This window comes from Streptomyces sp. NPDC058257, assembly GCF_042881845.1.
Classification (GTDB): Bacteria; Actinomycetota; Actinomycetes; order Streptomycetales; family Streptomycetaceae; genus Streptomyces.
Genome location: NZ_JBHVXJ010000015.1, coordinates 21,249 through 37,163 on the forward strand (window position 1 = coordinate 21,249; position 15,915 = coordinate 37,163).

Here is a 15,915-nt window from a genome sequence, read left to right on the forward strand (position 1 = left end):
GCCGTCTCAGCGCCTCAGCCCCTCAAGCCGTCGCGTCGGGGGCGTCACGTACGAAGAGAGTCACCGACACGCTCTCCTTGAAGCCGTTGCGCCGCATCAGCGCGGCGGACGCGGTGTTGCGCGACTCGACGTCCGTCACGACGGCGGTGGCACCGGCGGCCGTCAGCGTCGCGCAGCAGGCCTGCACCAGATGGCTCGCGACACCCTGCCCCTGATAAGCGGGGGCACTGGCGATCCACTCCAGGTTCCCCCAGTCCGTACGCTGATCGAATCCCATCGAGCCGAGGACGAACCCGGCGAGAGCGTCCCCGTCCAGCGCCACCCAGCAGGAGGACGCGTCCGCGTCCATGTGCCCGGCGATCGCCGATAGGGACCAGGACGTGTACGGCTTCACCGAGGTGTCGTACAGCTCACGGCCCAGGGCGAGAACGTCGGCCAGATGGGTGGCAGCCATCCGTTCGAGGACGATCGGGGACTGCTGGTGAACGGCGGCGGCGGACATGGGGCCTCCCAGGGGACTGACGCCGGGACCTGCGCAGACGCGGGCACGGTGGCCGACTGCCTCTCACGCTATGAGGGCCCGGGACGTGGCGCACCCCGGAACCGGCCGCCACCGGGCCCCCGGCCGAACCGAGGAGCCCTTTAACAGACCTCTGCCGCAAGCGCCTATCGTGGAGCGCATGTCCGCTCCTGAGCTGATCCGCATCGTCTCCCGTTCCTCCCCCATGGCGCTCGCCCAGGTGGAGCGCGTACGCGCCGAACTCGCCGCGCTGCACCCCGGTATCCGCACCGAGGTCGTGCCGGTCACGACCTCCGGCGACCGCTGGATGGGGGACCTCGCGAAGCTCGGCGGCAAGGGCGCGTTCACCAAGGAGGTCGATGCGGCGCTGCTCGCGGGCGAGGCCGATCTCGCGGTGCACTGCGTCAAGGACGTACCGGCGGACCGGCCGCTTCCCGCGGGGACCACCTTCGCCGCGTTCCTCAAGCGGGACGACATCCGCGACGCGCTCATCCACCCCGGCGGGCTCACCCTGGACGAGCTGCCCGCGGGAACCCGCATCGGCACGTCCTCGGTCCGCCGCATCGCCCAGCTCGCCGCTTCGCACCCGGAGTTGGAGTGCGTGCCGATGCGCGGGAACGCCGGGCGCCGGATGGAGAAGCTGGCCGCGGGCGACGCGGACGCACTGCTGCTCGCGGTGTCGGGCCTGGAGCGCATCGACCGTATGGACGTGGCCACCGAGGTCCTGTCGGTGGAGACGATGTGTCCGCCGATCGGCGCGGGGATCCTGGCGCTGCAGTGCCGCGAGGACGACGCGGAGACCATCGACGCCGTGTCGGGGCTCGGCGACCCCGAGGCCTGGCGGGAGGCGACCGCCGAGCGCATGTTCCTGCATGTGCTGCAGGGGCACTGCAACTCCCCCATCGCCGGGTACGCGCGCTGCGAGCGGGGCGGCGATCTCTCGCTGCGCGCCACCGTCTTCACCCCGGACGGGAAGACGGTCCTCAACGCCCACGAGTGGGCGGGTCCGCTCGATCCGGCGACGCTCGGCACGTCCGTGGCGGTGACGCTGCTTCGCCAGGGCGCCCGCGAACTGATCGACTCCATCGCGCACTGACGGAGCTCGTAGGTCGGCTCGTACGACGTCTCATACGACGGTGACCTGCACGCCGACGGCGGCGATGGCGTCGAGTTCGCCCCCGGGCGCGCCGGCGTCGGTGACGAGCGTGTGCACACCGACGGTCGGGCAGATCTTGGCGAACGTCGCCCTGCCGATCTTGGTGTGGTCGGCGACCACGACGGTGCGGCTGCTGTGGCCCGCGAAGGCACGGTCGGTGGCCGCCTCCAACTGGTCGTGCGTGGTGCACCCGTGGGCGGCGCTGATGCCGTCCACGCCGAGGAACGCGATGTCCGTGTGGTGGTCGGCGAGGGTCTTCTCGGCGATGGGGCCGACCAGTTCGTAGCTCTCGCTGCGGGCGGTGCCGCCGACCACGATCAGTGTGACGGTCGGGCGCAGGACGAGTGCCGCCGCGATGTTGACGGCGTTGGTGACGATCGTGACGGGGCCGCGGTCGGCGAGCAGCCTGGCCACTTCGGTGGTGGTGCTGCCGCCGGTGAGACCGACCACCGCACCGGCGGGGACCAGGTCGGCGGCGGCTTGGGCGATGGCCTTCTTCTGCGGGGAGCGCTGGTCGACCCGGTGCTGGAGCGGCACCTCGATGCTCAGGCCGCCGAGGACCGCGCCGCCGTGCGTGCGTTCGAGCAGCCGCTGATCGCTCAGCTGCGCCAGGTCACGGCGCACGGTGGCCTGCGAGACCCCGAGCAGCCCGGCCAACTGCTGCACGTCCGCGCTGCCCTGGGCAGAGACGTGCTCAAGTATCCGCGCATGGCGGTCGCTTCTCAGCACTGGGCGAGCATAGCCCTCCATCGCCGTTCCGAGCATAGTCTCGCAGAATTACTGCGCGTTTCTGCGCGATTTCACCAAGTGCTCCTCAGTCCCCTTCTCTTGACATGACTGAAGCTGCTCGATTAACTCCCTGGCACGCCGATGTCGAGCACTCGGCGCAGAGGTACGCCTAGCCGGTAGTTGGCCTCGGCCATGAGCCCGGACTAAGTCGCCAGGACCCTTTTGTGTCCGAGGCGGGGACGTGCCCTCAGATATCTGGAGCTCTGAGATGAGCCTCAACCGTGTCACACGCAGGGGTATCGCCGCGTCAGCGGCCCTCACCGCCGCCGCTGCCGCCTGCCTTCTCGCCCTCCCGTCGACGGCGTCCGCAGGTCCGTCCGATGTCGCGCTGCCGCCGGCTCACGCCGGGTTCGACTACCAGATAGGCGGCGCGTACACGCCGCCTTCAGGGGTCAAGGTCGTCAGCCGGGACCGGACGGCGGCCCCCGCACCCGGCCTGTACAACATCTGTTACCTCAACGCCTTCCAGGCACAGCCCGGGGACGAGGGCGACTGGGACGCCGACCTGCTGCTGCGGGACGCCGACGGCGACGTCGTGTACGACGGCGACTGGGGCGAGGCCGTCCTGGACATCCGCACCGCCGACAAGCGCAAGCGGATCGCCGCCAAGGTCGGCGGCTGGATCGACGGCTGCGCCGACAAGGGCTTCCAGGCCGTCGAGCCGGACAACTACGACACCTTCACCCGCTTCCCGGACCTGCTCACGGCCGCTCAGGCCAAGTCCTTCGTCAAGCTGCTCTCCGCCCGCGCCCACGAGCAGGGCCTGGCCGCCGCGCAGAAGAACACCCCGCAACTGGCCGACGCGCGCGACGAGACCGGTCTCGACTTCGCCGTCGCCGAGGAGTGCGGCGTGTACGACGAGTGCGGGGACTACACCTCCGCGTTCGGCGACGACGTCGTGGTCATCGAGTACTCGGCCGACGGTCTGCGCAAGGCCTGCGCGGGCTGGGGCGGCAAGCTGAGCATCGTGCGCCGCGATGTCGACGTGTCGCCCGCGGGCAGCAGCGGATACGTCCGCAAGACCTGCTGACCCACGCCCTCCCCGCCGTGTGACGTCCCGTCCCACGGCCTTCCCGCGCCGCGGGCGCACCGACCCCCCTGGAGGTAGTGATGGTTGCAGTACCCCGAGCGCCGGGAGAACCGTCGCGGCGCAGTCTGCTGCGTGCGGGTGGCGCGGCGGCGCTCGTGGCGGGGGGAGGAGCGCTCGCGGGCTGCGGCACGGGGCCAGCGGACGGGGTCGGCCCCGACGGACGGGTGACCATCCAGCTGTGGCACGGCCAGACGGACAGCGCCGCCAAGGTCATCAAGGGCCTGGTCGAGCGGTTCCACCGCTCCCATCCGGACATCAACGTCGACATGGGCGGCGGCGTGCTCGCCGACGCCATGCTGCAGAAGATCACGGCGGCGCTCGCCTCGGGCTCGTACCCCGATATCGCCTACGTCTTCGGCTCCGACCTGGCCAGCGTCGCCCGCAGCCCCGAAGTCGTCGACCTGACCTCGCAGGTGAACGAGGGCCCGACACCGTGGCGCAATTTCTGGGCGCCGGCCCGGCAGGCCGTCACCATCAACGGCCGGGTCAGGGCGGTGCCCGCGGTCCTCGACTGTCTCGCCGTGGTCTGCAACAAGAAGCTGTTCGCCGAGGCCGGGGTCGATCTGCCCGAGGCGGGCTGGACCTGGGAGGAGTTCACCGACACCGCGCGCCGCCTGACCGATGCCTCCAAGGGACGGTTCGGCACCGGCTGGCCCGGCACGGGGGACGAGGACACCGTGTGGCGCATGTGGCCGATGGTGTGGGACCTGGGTGGCGACGTGATCGGCGACGACGGGCGCGGCATCGGCTTCGCGAAGGAGGGCGTGCGCGCGCTCGAGGTCGTACGGGACCTGGTGCGCGACAAGAGCGTCTACGTCGACCCCAAGCCGGGCAGCGAGCAGATGTACCGGGTCTTCCTGTCGGGCCGGATGGGCATGGTGGCGACCGGGCCCTGGCAGCTGCCGGACATCACCCAGGCCAAGGTCGACTACCACGTGGTGCCCCTGCCCAGCTTCAGCCGTCGCCCCGTGACCATCTCGGGCCCCGACACCTGGACGGTGTTCGACAACGGTTCGGCCCGCAAGACCGCGGCCCGCACCTTCGTCACCTGGCTCAACCAGCCCGGTCCGGACAGCCGGTGGGCCGTCGAGGCGGGTAGCCTTCCGCTGAGCCGCCGCAGTCAGGACCGCCCGGCCTGGCGCGAGCACACCGAGAAGATGCCGGGGCTTCCGGTGTGGACCAAGGCGCTCGCCTCCGCGCGAGTACGTCCGGTGCACCCGGCCTACCCCCGTATCTCCCAGTCCCTCGGGCAGGCGGTCGTCTCCGTGCTGCTCGGCCGCAAGAGCCCCGCCGACGCGGTGCGTTCCTGCGCGAGCGAGGCCAACGCCGCCCTCCTGATACCGCGTTGAGGACACCGACATGCCATCAGTTCCCCGCCCACTGACCCTGCCCCCGGACCCGGACGGTCAACGCGCCCTGCGCCGCAGGCGCCGCGGTGAGACCGCCACCGCCTGGGCGTTCATCTCCCCCTCGGTGCTCGTCATCCTCGGCCTGAGCGTCCTGCCGGTCGTGTGGTCTCTGCTCCTTTCCTTCCAGGCCAACGACCTCGTGACGCCCAGCCGCTGGGTGGGCCTGGACAACTACCGGGCCCTTGCCCAGGACCCGAACTTCAGCCAGGCCGTGCGCAACACCCTGCTCTACACGGTCCTGTACGTGCCCCTGAGCATCGTCTTCGGACTCGCCCTCGCCCTCGCCCTGAACCGGCGGATCCGCTTCGTCGGCCTGTACCGCACCCTGTTCTTCGTGCCGTTCGTCATCTCGGCGACCGCCCAGGGCGTGCTGTTCTCGTTCATCCTCGACCCGGACTTCGGAGCGGCCAACTCGGTGCTCCACCGCCTGGGGCTCTCGCCCCAGGGCTTCCTCACCGACTCCTCGCAGGCGCTGTCCGTGCTGGTCGCCATCACCCTGTGGAGCGGCACCGGTCTGTGCACCGTCATCTACCTGGCCGCGCTGCAGGACGTCGATCAGTCACTGGTCGAGGCGGGCCGCCTGGACGGCGCGGGACGGTGGCAGCTGCTGCGGCACGTGACGCTGCCGACGCTCACCCCCGTCAGTACGTTCCTGCTCCTGTGGCAGACCATCCAGGCCCTTCAGGTCTTCGACCTGGTCTATGTGACCACCAAGGGCGGCCCCCTCGGCTCGACGACGGTGATCGTCTACTTCATCTGGGAGCAGGCCTTCAAGAACTTCACCGCGGGGTACGGGGCGGCATCGGCCTACGTCCTGGCGCTCGCCCTGTTCGTCGTGGCCGCCGTGCTGCGCGTGGCCCGCGGCCGTGAGCGCACCCCTCGTACGAAAGCAGCCGCCTGATGACCGCGACCACCACCGCGCCCGAGGCCACCGCGCGCCGGGCCGCCGAACCCGCCGCTCTGCCCCACCGCGGATTTCGCCTGCCCTTCAACGCCTGGCACATGGTGCTCGCGCCGCTGGCGCTGCTCTTCGCGGTGCCGCTGATCTGGCTGCTGCTCAGCTCGGTGATGAGCGACGCGGAGATCAACAGGTTCCCGCCCGCGCTGTGGCCCTCGCGCATCGACCTGGGCGGCTACAGCTATGTGCTCGGCAACGCCATGTTCCCGCGCTGGCTCCTCAACTCGGCGATCGTCTCAGCCGTCGCGGTCACCTCGAACCTCGTCTTCGGCGCCCTTGGCGGGTACGCGTTCGCACGGATGCGCTTCCGTGGCTCGCGGGCGCTGCTCGTCCTGATGCTGGCGACGATGGCGGTGCCCTTCCAGCTGACGATGATCCCCACCTTCCTCGTGATGAAGAAGCTGGGTCTCATCGACACCCTCGGCGCTCTGATCGTGCCGACCCTCGTCACGCCGTTCGCCGTGTTCCTGCTGCGGCAGTTCTTCCTCTCCCTGCCCAGGGAGCTGGAGGAGGCCGCCTGGATCGACGGGTGTTCGAGGCTGCGGGTCCTCTGGTCGATCGTGCTGCCGCTCGCGCGGCCCGCGCTCGCCACGGTGGCCGTGCTGACCTTCCTCACCACGTGGAACGACCTGACCTGGCCGCTGATCGCGATCAACCACGACACCCAGTACACGCTGCAGCTGGGCCTCACCACCTTCCAGGGGCAGCACCACACCCGCTGGTCCGCGGTGATGGCGGGCAACGTGATCACCGTGCTTCCGGTCCTGATCGCGTTCCTCTTCGCGCAGAAGGCCTTCATCCGCTCGGTCACCTCCAGCGGCCTCAAGGGCTGACCTCCCCCGCATCCGCTCCCCGCACGATCCGAAGGAACTCAAGGAATCCGATGCCGTACTCGTACGACCTCCTCGTCATCGGGGACGCCAACCCCGATGTGATCCTGGGCCCGCTGAGCGGCCCACTCGCCTTCGGCCAGCACGAGCAACTCGTCGACGCCGGGTCCCTCACCCTCGGCGGCTCGGCCGCGATCATGGCCTGCGGGGCCGCGCGCCTGGGCCTGAAGGTCGCCTTCGCGGGACGCGTCGGCGACGACGACGCCGGCCGCTACATGCGCGACGCGCTCACCGCCCGCGGAGTCGACACCCGGGCCCTGAAGGTGGACGCCTCCCTGCCGACCCCGCTCACCGTCGTGCTCACCCAGGACGACGACCGCGCCATCCTCACCTCTCCGGGCACCCTGAACGCCATCAGCGGCGACGACGTCCCCGCGGAACTCCTCGCGGACGCCCGGCACGTCCATGCCGCCTCGTACTTCCTGCAGCCGCGTCTCGCCGCCGACCTGCCCCAGCTCCTGGGCACCGCGCGCCAGAACGGCGCGAGCACGTCCCTGGACACCCAGGACGACCCGTCGGGGCGGTGGGACCCGGCAGCTCTCGACGCCGTCCTCGCCCAGACCGACGTCCTGCTGCCCAACGCCCAGGAAGCCCTCCACCTCGCCGCGATACCGTCCGGCGGCCCGGAGCGGGCGGCCGAACTGCTCGCCGCCCGCGTCCCGTTGGTGGTCGTGAAGAACGGCGCCGCGGGCGCCCTGTGCCACAACGGCCAGTCGCTGCTGTCCGCACCGGGCCTTCCCATGACTCCCAAGGACACCGTCGGCGCAGGAGACAGCTTCGACGCCGGTTTTGTCGCCGCCCTCCTCGACGGGCAGAGCCCGCAGGAGGCACTGCGGTTCGCCGTCGTCTGCGGGTCCCTGTCGACCCGCGCCCACGGCGGCACCCGAGCACAGCCCACACGGGACGAAGTCCTCGCCCACACCACTCACAGCGGAGCGCACGCCTCATGAACCACCCCAAGATCACCTTCATCGGCGCAGGCAGCGTCGTCTTCACCCAAGGCCTGCTCGCCGACCTGTTCGCCTTCCCCGAGCTCAAGGGCGCCCACATCGCCCTGCACGACATCGACTCCGAACGCCTGGCCACCGCGCAGGCCGCGGCCGAGTACATCGCCGACCACCTGGGCGCGCACGCCACCATCTCCAGCCACTCCGACCGCCGCCAGGCCCTCGCGGGCTCGGACTTCGTCATCAACATCGTGCAGGTCGGCATGGGCGAGGCCACCCGCACCGACTTCGACGTCCCCGCGAGCCACGGAGTGCGCCAGACCATCGGCGACACCCTCGGCATCGGCGGCGTCTTCCGTGCCCTTCGCACCTTCCCGCTCCTGAAGGCGCTCGGCGAGGACATCGCCGAGGTGTGCCCCGACGCCTGGCTCCTGAACTACACCAACCCCATGGCCATGAACATCCAGTACCTCACCGAGGCCACAGGACTGACCAAGGTGGTGGGCCTGTGCCACTCCGTGTACTGGACCATGCGCGACCTGGCCGAGTTGGTGGGCGTCCCGTACGAGGAGATCACCTACCGGGCAGCGGGCGTCAATCACCAGGCGTGGGTGCTGCGCTTCGAGCACCAGGGCAAGGACCTCTACCCCCGGCTCGACGAACTGATCGCCAAGGACGAGCAGTTGCGGCGCCGGGTCCGCGTCGACATGTACCGGCGGCTCGGCTACTACCCCACCGAGACCAGTGAGCACTCCTCCGAGTACGTCCCCTGGTACCTGCACCACGACAGCGAGATCGAGCGCCTGCGCCTGCCGATCGGCGCCTACCTCGGCATCGTCGACGAGAACGTCGCCGCCTACCACCAGACCCGGGACGCCCTGGCCGCGGGCGAACCGCTCACCGTCGAGGGCACCATGGAGTACGCCCCTCAGATCATCCACAGCATCGTGACCGGCACCCCGCGCACCGTCTACGGCAACGTCCCCAACCACGGCCTGATCGACAACCTGCCGAGCCACGGGGTGGTCGAAGTCCCCTGCCTCGTCGACGCCTCCGGCATCCAGCCCACCCGCGCCGGATCCCTGCCCCCGCAGCTGGCAGCGCTCAACCGCACCTACCTGAGCATGAACGACCTGGTCGTCCGCGCCGCCATCGACGACGAGCCGCGCCACATCCGGCACGCGGCGATGACCGACCCCGCCACCGCGGCGGCGCTTCCCGTGGAGCAGATCTGGCGGCTGTGCGACGACATGGTCCGCGCTCACGGGGACCGGCTCCAGCCCTCCCTGCGCCGACTCCTCGGCGACTGACCGGCCGTCGGCCGTCACAGAGCTTCACTTCTTCCATCCCCGGACCGAGAAAGCACCCTCAATGTCACTGACAAGCCAGGAAATCGACACACAGCCGCAGTGCTGGGAGTACGCGCTGAAGCAACTCCCCGAATACGCGCAGGCGTTGCCCGCCAAGGGCGAGCGGGTCGCCGTGATCGGCTGCGGTACGTCGCTGTTCATGGCGCAGGCCTACGCCCACCTGCGGGAGAGCCTGGGGCAGGGCCCCACCGACGCGTTCCCCGCCTCCGCGGCCTGGCTGCACCGCCCCTACGACCGCATCCTGGCCCTGACCCGGTCCGGCACCACCACCGAGATCCTCACCGCCCTCGCGGCGGCCCCCTCCGCCACGCGGGTCACCACGCTCACGGCGGTACCCCGGTCACCCGCCGCGCTCGCCGCCGACGACGTGATCATCCTTGACCACGCCGACGAGCAGTCCGTCGTACAGACCCGCTATCCGACCACGCAACTGGCGCTCATGATGGCCCACCTCGGCCACAACCTCGACCAGGCGCTGACCGACGTGACCACGGCCCTGAGCGCACCGCTGGATCCGCGGCTGCTGGCCGCGGAGCAGATCACCTTCCTCGGCGAGGGCTGGCACACCGGGCTCGCGCACGAGGCGGCGCTCAAGGTGCGGGAGGCCGCCGCCCATTGGACCGAGTCCTACTCCCTCATGGAGTACCGTCACGGCCCCATCGCGGTGGCCGGTCCCGGGCGGGCCGTGTGGAGCCTGTCCCCGCTGCCCGCGGAGCTCACCGCGCAGATCGAGGCCACCGGCGCGTATCTGCGCGCCCCCGCGCTCGACCCGCTCGCGGAACTGGTGCTCGCCCAGCGCCTGGCCGTGCGCATCGCCGAGGACTCGGGACGCGACCCGGACCGGCCGGCCCACCTGACCCGCTCCGTCGTCCTGGCCTGACCAGCGGCCCATGCCCCCGTGAGCGGTCACTCGCGGCGGCCGGTCTCCCCGGGCCGGCCGCCGCGACCTCGCTATCCGGTTCCGCCGATATGCGACGTAAGATCGACATCGCAACACATTTCCGCGCGGTCTTCCCGAAGGCCGCGCGCACCGTGCTCAAGGGCGGCAGCCCTGCCGCTGCCGCTGCCGCCCCGAACGAAAGCCCTCCATGCGCCGCCCGCACCGCCCGCACACCGGCCTCCTCGCCGCCTGCGCCGCCGCCCTCTTCCTGGTCGGCGCCTGCGCCACCGACGACGGCAAGGACACCTCGGCCACCGCCACGGACCGGGCGGACGACGTGCGCCCGCCGAAGGCCGACGCCGTCTTCGACTACCAACTCGGCGGCCCCTACACGCCCGACGACGCCGTACAGGCGCTCTCCCGCGACCGCTCCGCCAAGCCCGCCAAGGGCCTGTACAACGTGTGCTACGTCAACGCCTTCCAGACCCAGCCGGGCGAAGCCATCGGCTGGTGGAAGAAGAAGCACCCCGACCTGCTGCTCAAGGACGACGACGGCTCCCTGGTGATCGACGACGACTGGGAGGAGCCGCTCCTGGACATCTCCACGGCCGGCAAGCGCCGCGACCTGATGGACATCGTCGGGCCGTGGATCGACGGCTGCGCGAAGTCGGGCTACGACGCCGTCGAGCCCGACAACCTGGACTCCTACGAGCGTTCCGACGATCTCCTCACGACCGAACACGCCGCCGCCTTCGCCAAGTTGCTCGCCGAGCGGGCCCACAGCCGCGGTCTGGCGATCGCCCAGAAGAACACCACCGACCTCCTTCCTGAGCGCGGCCGCATCGGGTTCGACTTCGCCGTGGTCGAGGAGTGCGCGGCGTACAAGGAGTGCGGCGACTTCGCCGATGCCTACGACGACAAGGTCTTCGCCGTCGAGTACACGCGCAAGGACTACCGCACCGCCTGCGACGGCTGGGGCTCGGATCTGTCCATCACGCTGCGCGATCGCGACGTCCGCCCCGAGGGCACGAAGGGCTACGTCTTCGAGCAGTGCTGACGGCGCTTCTCCGCTCCTGCCCGTTCCCCCCTTCGGCGTGCCCGAAGGGGGCACTCGCGGTGCCCGAGTTGGCTCGAACTGCTCCATGGACCACGGAATTCGGGATTCCAGCCACGGACGCGGACCACAGCCACTATCCAGGAAGGTGATGTGCTCACGCCAAACTAGAAGAAAGGGGTAACCGTATGGCCATACGGACCACGCACCGCGCCCGTCTGGCGGGAGTCACGCTCGCCGTCACCACCGGACTGATCTGCACCCTGTCGGCGCAGTCGGCCGGGGCGGCCGATGAACCGGCCGCGCGCCACTGCGTCCTGGACGCGACCACCGGAGAGCAGCGCTGCTTCGGCACGTTCGACGAAGCCGTCGACCACGCCACCGACGGACGCGTCACCGACGCGCCGGCCACCCCACGGGCCGCCGTCACCTCACCCGCGTTCCGCGCGGCCATGTCAGAGACCGCGGCGAAGAAGGACACCGCGGCGGCCGGGGACGTCGTCCAGGGAACGTTCTTCAGCGATCCCGGCTTCTCGGGCGACACGCTCACCATCAGCGGCCCCTCGCTGTGCGAGAAGGACGGCTGGGTCAACTGGCAGTACGACCTCGGCGACGACTGGAAGAACCGCGTCTCCTCCGTACAGCCCTGGGGCAACTGCGCGATCTGGCTCTACCCGGAGCCCAACCTCGGCGGCGACCGCGACGGGCCGTTCGACGAGAACACCTCCGACGTCGGCCAGATGATGAACGACCGTACCCAGTCCATCGGCTTCAGCTAGAGCGAGCGCTGCCGCGCTCTCGCGCACGCCGTACCCCCCCCAACCCGCACCACCTTCCCCCCACTGGAGATCACACATGATCACCCGTACCCGTCTCACCGTCCTGTTCGCGGCGATGGCCACCGCGGGCGGCATGGCCCTCGCGCCCGCCGCGCAGGCCGACGAAGAGGCCCCCACCGTCCGCGAGCTGCTCGACAAGTGCGACAACGGCACCGACTCGTGCGTCTTCCACCCCGACGGCCCCGGCACCGACTCGACGGGCGAGGCGCACCAGGTGGGTGACAGCGCCTACAACTGCACCCAGGACCTGCAGCGTTCCAGCATCTCCTGGGCGGACACGACCGGCGAGTCCAACAGCGTCGGGGTCTCGCTCAGCGCTGAATACGGCTTCGCCGAGGTCTTCAAGGTGAGCATCGAGACCTCCTACGGACACACCTGGGAGAGCTCGCACACCGAGACCGACACCACCAACGTCGACGTCCGCCCCGGCGAGGTCGGCTGGGTCACGCGCGAGTCCCAGCTCCAGCGTGTGAAGGGCACCTACGAGCTGCACTTCGAGGACAAGTTCCACGGGCACTACATCTGGTACGCCCCCTTCGACGCGACGGGCCCCAAGCCGGACGCGCCGAGCACCAAGACGCAGCACACCCGCCCGATGACGGATCAGGAGAAGGCCGAGCACTGCGGCTGACGCACCGCTCCAGAGCCTCTCCCGGCCCGGGCCGGGAGAGGCTCCCGCCTTGAGGACCGGGGACGTCTACCTCTGCTGGTTCTGCGAGTGAGGCCGTGCGGAGTCCGGCTTCGGCACCGTGTGGGCGGTGGGCGCGATGACCTCACCGTGAATGACCTGGGGCGAAGGCGCCGCCTCCCCGGCCGCCTTCCCCTTCTCCCCCACTTTCTCCCCCGCTTGCTCCCCCGCTTGCTCCTCCTCGTTCTTCATCGCCTTGGCCTCGGCCTTGAGGATGCGGGCCGACTTGCCCGCGGAACGGGCCAGTTCAGGGAGCTTCTTGGCGCCGAGGACGAGTATGACGACGATGAGGATGATGGCGATCTCGCTCAGTCCGAACACTTCGGTCCTGTCTGCGTCTGGGCCCGTGCCGGGTGCGGCGCGAGCAAGGAGGAGCCCCGCCGCCCGCATGCGGTTGGGTCGTCATGCGGGCGACGGGGTCTGTGGACGTCGCCGGACGGCTGGGTCCGCGACGTCAGGTGCCGGAGGCGGGCACGGTCAGACGTCGACGCCGAAGTCGGAGGCGATGCCGGACAGGCCCGACGCGTAACCCTGGCCGACGGCACGGAACTTCCACTCCTCGGCGCCGTTGCGGTAGAGCTCGCCGAAGATCATTGCTGTCTCGGTGGCAGCGTCCTCGGACAGGTCGTAGCGGGCGAGTTCCGCTCCGCCGTCCTGGTTGACCACGCGGATGAAGGCGTTGCGGACCTGGCCGAAGCTCTGGCCGCGGTTCTCGGCGTCGTGAATGGACACCGGGAAGACGATCTTGTCGACCTCGGCGGGCACGGCCGCGAGGTTCACCTTGACGGCCTCGTCGTCGCCCTCGCCCTCACCGGTGAGGTTGTCGCCGGTGTGCTCGACCGAACCGTCCGGGCTCTTGAGGTTGTTGTAGAAGATGAAGTGCCGGCTGGAGGGCACCTTCCCGGACTCGTCCACCAGCAGAGCGGAGGCATCGAGGTCGTAATCGGTGCCCGTGGTGGTCCGCACGTCCCAGCCCAGGCCGACCACTACGGCCGTGAGGCCCGGGGCCTCCTTGCTGAGCGAGACGTTGCCACCCTTGGCCAGGGAAACTCCCACTGCTCTCCTCCTCGATGTCTCCGGTCCGCGCCCGCGACGCCGACCCGCCTAGAAACTACAGCACTGTAGAGACAACGGGGGCGGGCTCCGAAAGCCCGCCACACCGAATCAGCCACGCGCGACGCCGGGAACGCCGACCGCGCGTCATTTGCGCGAGTTGCCGAACAGGAGCCGGTAGCCGATCAGCAGCACGAGCGCTCCGGCGATGGCCGATCCCCACGTGGTGAGGTCGAAGAACTGCCGCTCCACCGGCCGGTCGAGGAACCGCGCCGACAGCCAGCCCCCGACGAAGGCTCCGGCGATTCCGATGACCGTCGTGCCGATGAGCCCGCCCGGATCGCGGCCGGGCAGCACCGCCTTGGCTATCGCGCCGGCCAGCAGTCCGAGAATGATCCACCCGATGACACCCATGGGTCTTGTCTCCTTCTTGTCTCCGTCGTTCCTCGCCTGTCGTGCAGGGAGGGGTGCCGGAGCAGCGTAGCTTCTACGCGTCTGTAGAAGATGTGAACACGGTGGAGTTCGGCGGCGCCCGGGACCGAGCAGCTCGCGCCGAGCAGAAGATGCGCGAGGCGCCGGACGGGGAGCGGGACAGGAAGGCGGCGCTCACCGGCCTCACCCATCGAGCCGGCCCGCTCCCCCGGCTCACCTACCCCTCGTCCCCCTCCTCCTCTTCCTCATCCCCCTCGAAGAAGTCGCCGACCTCGTCGACGACTTCGGCCGCGACCATCCCGCCGACCACACCGACCGCGAGCCCGGCCGCACCCGCGGCGACGACGGTGCCCATGCCGGGGCCCGCGCGGCGGTGGCCTTCGTGGTCGTGCTGGTCGTGGTGGCGTCCGCCCTGGCCATGAGCCGAGCCGTAGGGATCCCCGTGTCCGTACGAGGAGTGCGAGGCGTGGGCCCCCCGATGCTCGACCAACTGCTTGATCCAGCCGTCGACCAGCGCGTTCCAGTCCTGGTGCCCGACCCCGTCATGACCGACGGTGAAGCGGGTGACGGTGTCGTGGCCGCCCGAGAAGAGACCGCCGCGCTTGTCCGCCTCAAGGATCACGTCCATGCCGCCCGGGAAGGGCAGGAAGGTCAACTCGATCTCGTTGACCGCGTGGGCGTACCGGGAGGACGGGGTGAGTTCGATCTCCTGATAGAAGGGGAGTCGCTGTCCGGTGCCGGCGATGTGGCCGTACTCGAGGTCGGCGGACCTGAAGCCGAAACCGAGCTGTCCCAGCGCCTCCAGGATCGCCTCCTGCACGGGCAGAGGACGCACCGCGAGCGCGTCCAGATCACCCTTGTCCTTCGCGCCCGCGACCGACAGCTCCGTGCGCACCCCGAGGACGATGCCAAGGCCCTGGCCGTACAGCTCCGTGATGGGCGTCTCCCACGGCAGCGTCACACTGAACGGGACACCGCGCTCCTCGCCTTCAGCGAGCCGGAAACCGCCGCCCACGGTGAACCGGTCGAAGACGACGGCGCCTTCACCCTCCCCGTCCTCCCGCTCGACCTCGGCCCGGGCGACCAGCTCCAGGGTGATGTGCTCGATGTCGAAGTCGGCGCCGCCACCCCTGAGTTGGACCTGCCCGTTGAGGTCGCCGCCGGGCAGGACAGGACCCGGATCGAGGACCGTGTCGACCGTGGGCCCGCCCACACCGAGCGAGCCGAGCAGTCGTTTGAACACCATCGTGGCGTTCACCCCTTATGTGCGTGTGATTCTCGTACTGAGGAAGTGCCGAGCAATGCGGGAGGCACGCGGCAGGGGACGCGGAAGCGCTCGAAGCAGCCGCGAACGCCCTCGCATTTCTACAAGCGAGTAGAAGCATAGGGCTGCCGAGCCTGCTCCAGGCGGCATCGCGGCAGGTGTGGCGGGAAAGCTCGGGAAGAGGCGAAAAGCCTTCCTCGAATCACCGCATACAGGCGGCTAGGCGAGGTGGAAGACCTCGGCTAGCGAGCGCATCGACTCGTCGGGGCCGCGCCCGTCCAAGCCCTCGAAGTAGCCCGCCATCTCGGCCTGCCAGCGGGCGTTGACGTCGGTCCGCGCCATGGCTTCCTGCGCGGCGGCGAAGTCCGGGGTTTCCAGGTAACCGACGAGGAGGCCGTCCTCGCGCAGGAACAGCGAGTAGTTGTGCCATCCGGCGGCGGAGAGCGCCTCGCGCATCTCCGGCCAGACGTGTTCATGGCGCTCGCGGTACTCGTCCAGCCGGTCCGGGCGGACCTTCAGCAGGAAACAGACCCGTTGCACGAGCGATGGCCCCCTTTTTCAGCCACGCGGCACGAC

General features: G+C 70.1%; 18 protein-coding genes. 11 read left to right on the forward strand and 7 right to left on the reverse strand.

Features of this window, described 5'->3' with window-relative positions; all coding sequences use genetic code 11:
- Positions 1-22: 22 nt before the first annotated feature.
- Positions 23-502 (reverse strand): GNAT family N-acetyltransferase, encoded by a 480-nt coding sequence (locus tag ACFVXC_RS29740; RefSeq protein ID WP_389911203.1) that lies wholly within the window; start codon positions 500-502, stop codon positions 23-25.
- A 178-nt stretch (positions 503-680) separates the two neighbouring features.
- Between ACFVXC_RS29740 and hemC the strand changes: the two genes are divergently transcribed.
- Positions 681-1,616: a hydroxymethylbilane synthase gene (hemC, locus tag ACFVXC_RS29745; RefSeq protein WP_389911206.1), complete on the forward strand. Its 936-nt coding sequence runs from the start codon at positions 681-683 to the stop codon at positions 1,614-1,616.
- A 30-nt stretch (positions 1,617-1,646) separates the two neighbouring features.
- Here hemC and ACFVXC_RS29750 read toward each other — a convergent pair whose 3' ends face one another.
- Positions 1,647-2,405 (reverse strand): DeoR/GlpR family DNA-binding transcription regulator, encoded by a 759-nt coding sequence (locus ACFVXC_RS29750; protein ID WP_389911209.1) that lies wholly within the window; start codon positions 2,403-2,405, stop codon positions 1,647-1,649.
- Between the two features lie 268 nt (positions 2,406-2,673).
- Here ACFVXC_RS29750 and ACFVXC_RS29755 point away from each other — a divergent pair, with 268 nt between their 5' ends.
- The 10 genes from ACFVXC_RS29755 (at position 2,674) to ACFVXC_RS29800 (ending at position 12,533) form a co-directional block, all read left to right on the forward strand.
- Entirely contained in the window at positions 2,674-3,495 is an 822-nt protein-coding gene (locus ACFVXC_RS29755) for an endo alpha-1,4 polygalactosaminidase (RefSeq protein ID WP_389911211.1), read from the forward strand.
- Positions 3,496-3,575: 80 nt separating this feature from the next.
- Positions 3,576-4,904: an ABC transporter substrate-binding protein gene (locus tag ACFVXC_RS29760; protein ID WP_389911214.1), complete on the forward strand. Its 1,329-nt coding sequence runs from the start codon at positions 3,576-3,578 to the stop codon at positions 4,902-4,904.
- Positions 4,905-4,914: 10 nt separating this feature from the next.
- Positions 4,915-5,865: a carbohydrate ABC transporter permease gene (locus ACFVXC_RS29765; protein WP_389911217.1), complete on the forward strand. Its 951-nt coding sequence runs from the start codon at positions 4,915-4,917 to the stop codon at positions 5,863-5,865.
- A complete protein-coding gene (locus ACFVXC_RS29770; protein ID WP_389911219.1) occupies positions 5,865-6,755 on the forward strand; it encodes a carbohydrate ABC transporter permease in 891 nt (296 codons plus the stop codon). The genes ACFVXC_RS29765 and ACFVXC_RS29770 overlap by 1 nt, the downstream gene beginning before the upstream one ends.
- Before the next feature lie 50 nt (positions 6,756-6,805).
- Entirely contained in the window at positions 6,806-7,762 is a 957-nt protein-coding gene (locus tag ACFVXC_RS29775) for a carbohydrate kinase family protein (protein ID WP_389911221.1), read from the forward strand.
- Entirely contained in the window at positions 7,759-9,069 is a 1,311-nt protein-coding gene (locus ACFVXC_RS29780) for an alpha-glucosidase/alpha-galactosidase (RefSeq protein WP_389911223.1), read from the forward strand. The genes ACFVXC_RS29775 and ACFVXC_RS29780 overlap by 4 nt, the downstream gene beginning before the upstream one ends.
- A 61-nt stretch (positions 9,070-9,130) precedes the next feature.
- Positions 9,131-10,009 (forward strand): SIS domain-containing protein, encoded by an 879-nt coding sequence (locus tag ACFVXC_RS29785; RefSeq protein ID WP_389911226.1) that lies wholly within the window; start codon positions 9,131-9,133, stop codon positions 10,007-10,009.
- Positions 10,010-10,217: 208 nt separating this feature from the next.
- Positions 10,218-11,066: an endo alpha-1,4 polygalactosaminidase gene (locus ACFVXC_RS29790; RefSeq protein ID WP_389911228.1), complete on the forward strand. Its 849-nt coding sequence runs from the start codon at positions 10,218-10,220 to the stop codon at positions 11,064-11,066.
- Positions 11,067-11,251: 185 nt separating this feature from the next.
- On the forward strand, positions 11,252-11,842 hold the full coding sequence (locus ACFVXC_RS29795; protein WP_389911229.1) for a hypothetical protein: 591 nt from the start codon (positions 11,252-11,254) through the stop codon (positions 11,840-11,842).
- A 76-nt stretch (positions 11,843-11,918) separates the two neighbouring features.
- A complete protein-coding gene (locus ACFVXC_RS29800) occupies positions 11,919-12,533 on the forward strand; it encodes a hypothetical protein (protein WP_389911231.1) in 615 nt (204 codons plus the stop codon).
- A 66-nt stretch (positions 12,534-12,599) separates the two neighbouring features.
- On the opposite strand, the gene tatA is transcribed toward ACFVXC_RS29800, so the two are convergent.
- The 5 genes from tatA to ACFVXC_RS29825 all read right to left on the reverse strand — a co-directional run bounded on the left by tatA (position 12,600) and on the right by ACFVXC_RS29825 (position 15,879).
- Positions 12,600-12,911, reverse strand: coding sequence for a Sec-independent protein translocase subunit TatA (gene tatA, locus ACFVXC_RS29805; protein WP_389911232.1), 312 nt, complete (start codon positions 12,909-12,911; stop codon positions 12,600-12,602).
- Positions 12,912-13,067: 156 nt separating this feature from the next.
- Positions 13,068-13,646, reverse strand: coding sequence for a TerD family protein (locus ACFVXC_RS29810; RefSeq protein ID WP_389911234.1), 579 nt, complete (start codon positions 13,644-13,646; stop codon positions 13,068-13,070).
- A 144-nt stretch (positions 13,647-13,790) separates the two neighbouring features.
- On the reverse strand, positions 13,791-14,057 hold the full coding sequence (locus ACFVXC_RS29815) for a GlsB/YeaQ/YmgE family stress response membrane protein (protein WP_383265814.1): 267 nt from the start codon (positions 14,055-14,057) through the stop codon (positions 13,791-13,793).
- A 235-nt stretch (positions 14,058-14,292) separates the two neighbouring features.
- Entirely contained in the window at positions 14,293-15,321 is a 1,029-nt protein-coding gene (locus tag ACFVXC_RS29820) for a sporulation protein (protein ID WP_389911237.1), read from the reverse strand.
- A 237-nt stretch (positions 15,322-15,558) separates the two neighbouring features.
- A complete protein-coding gene (locus ACFVXC_RS29825; RefSeq protein ID WP_389911240.1) occupies positions 15,559-15,879 on the reverse strand; it encodes an L-rhamnose mutarotase in 321 nt (106 codons plus the stop codon).
- Between the last annotated feature and the right edge of the window lie 36 nt (positions 15,880-15,915).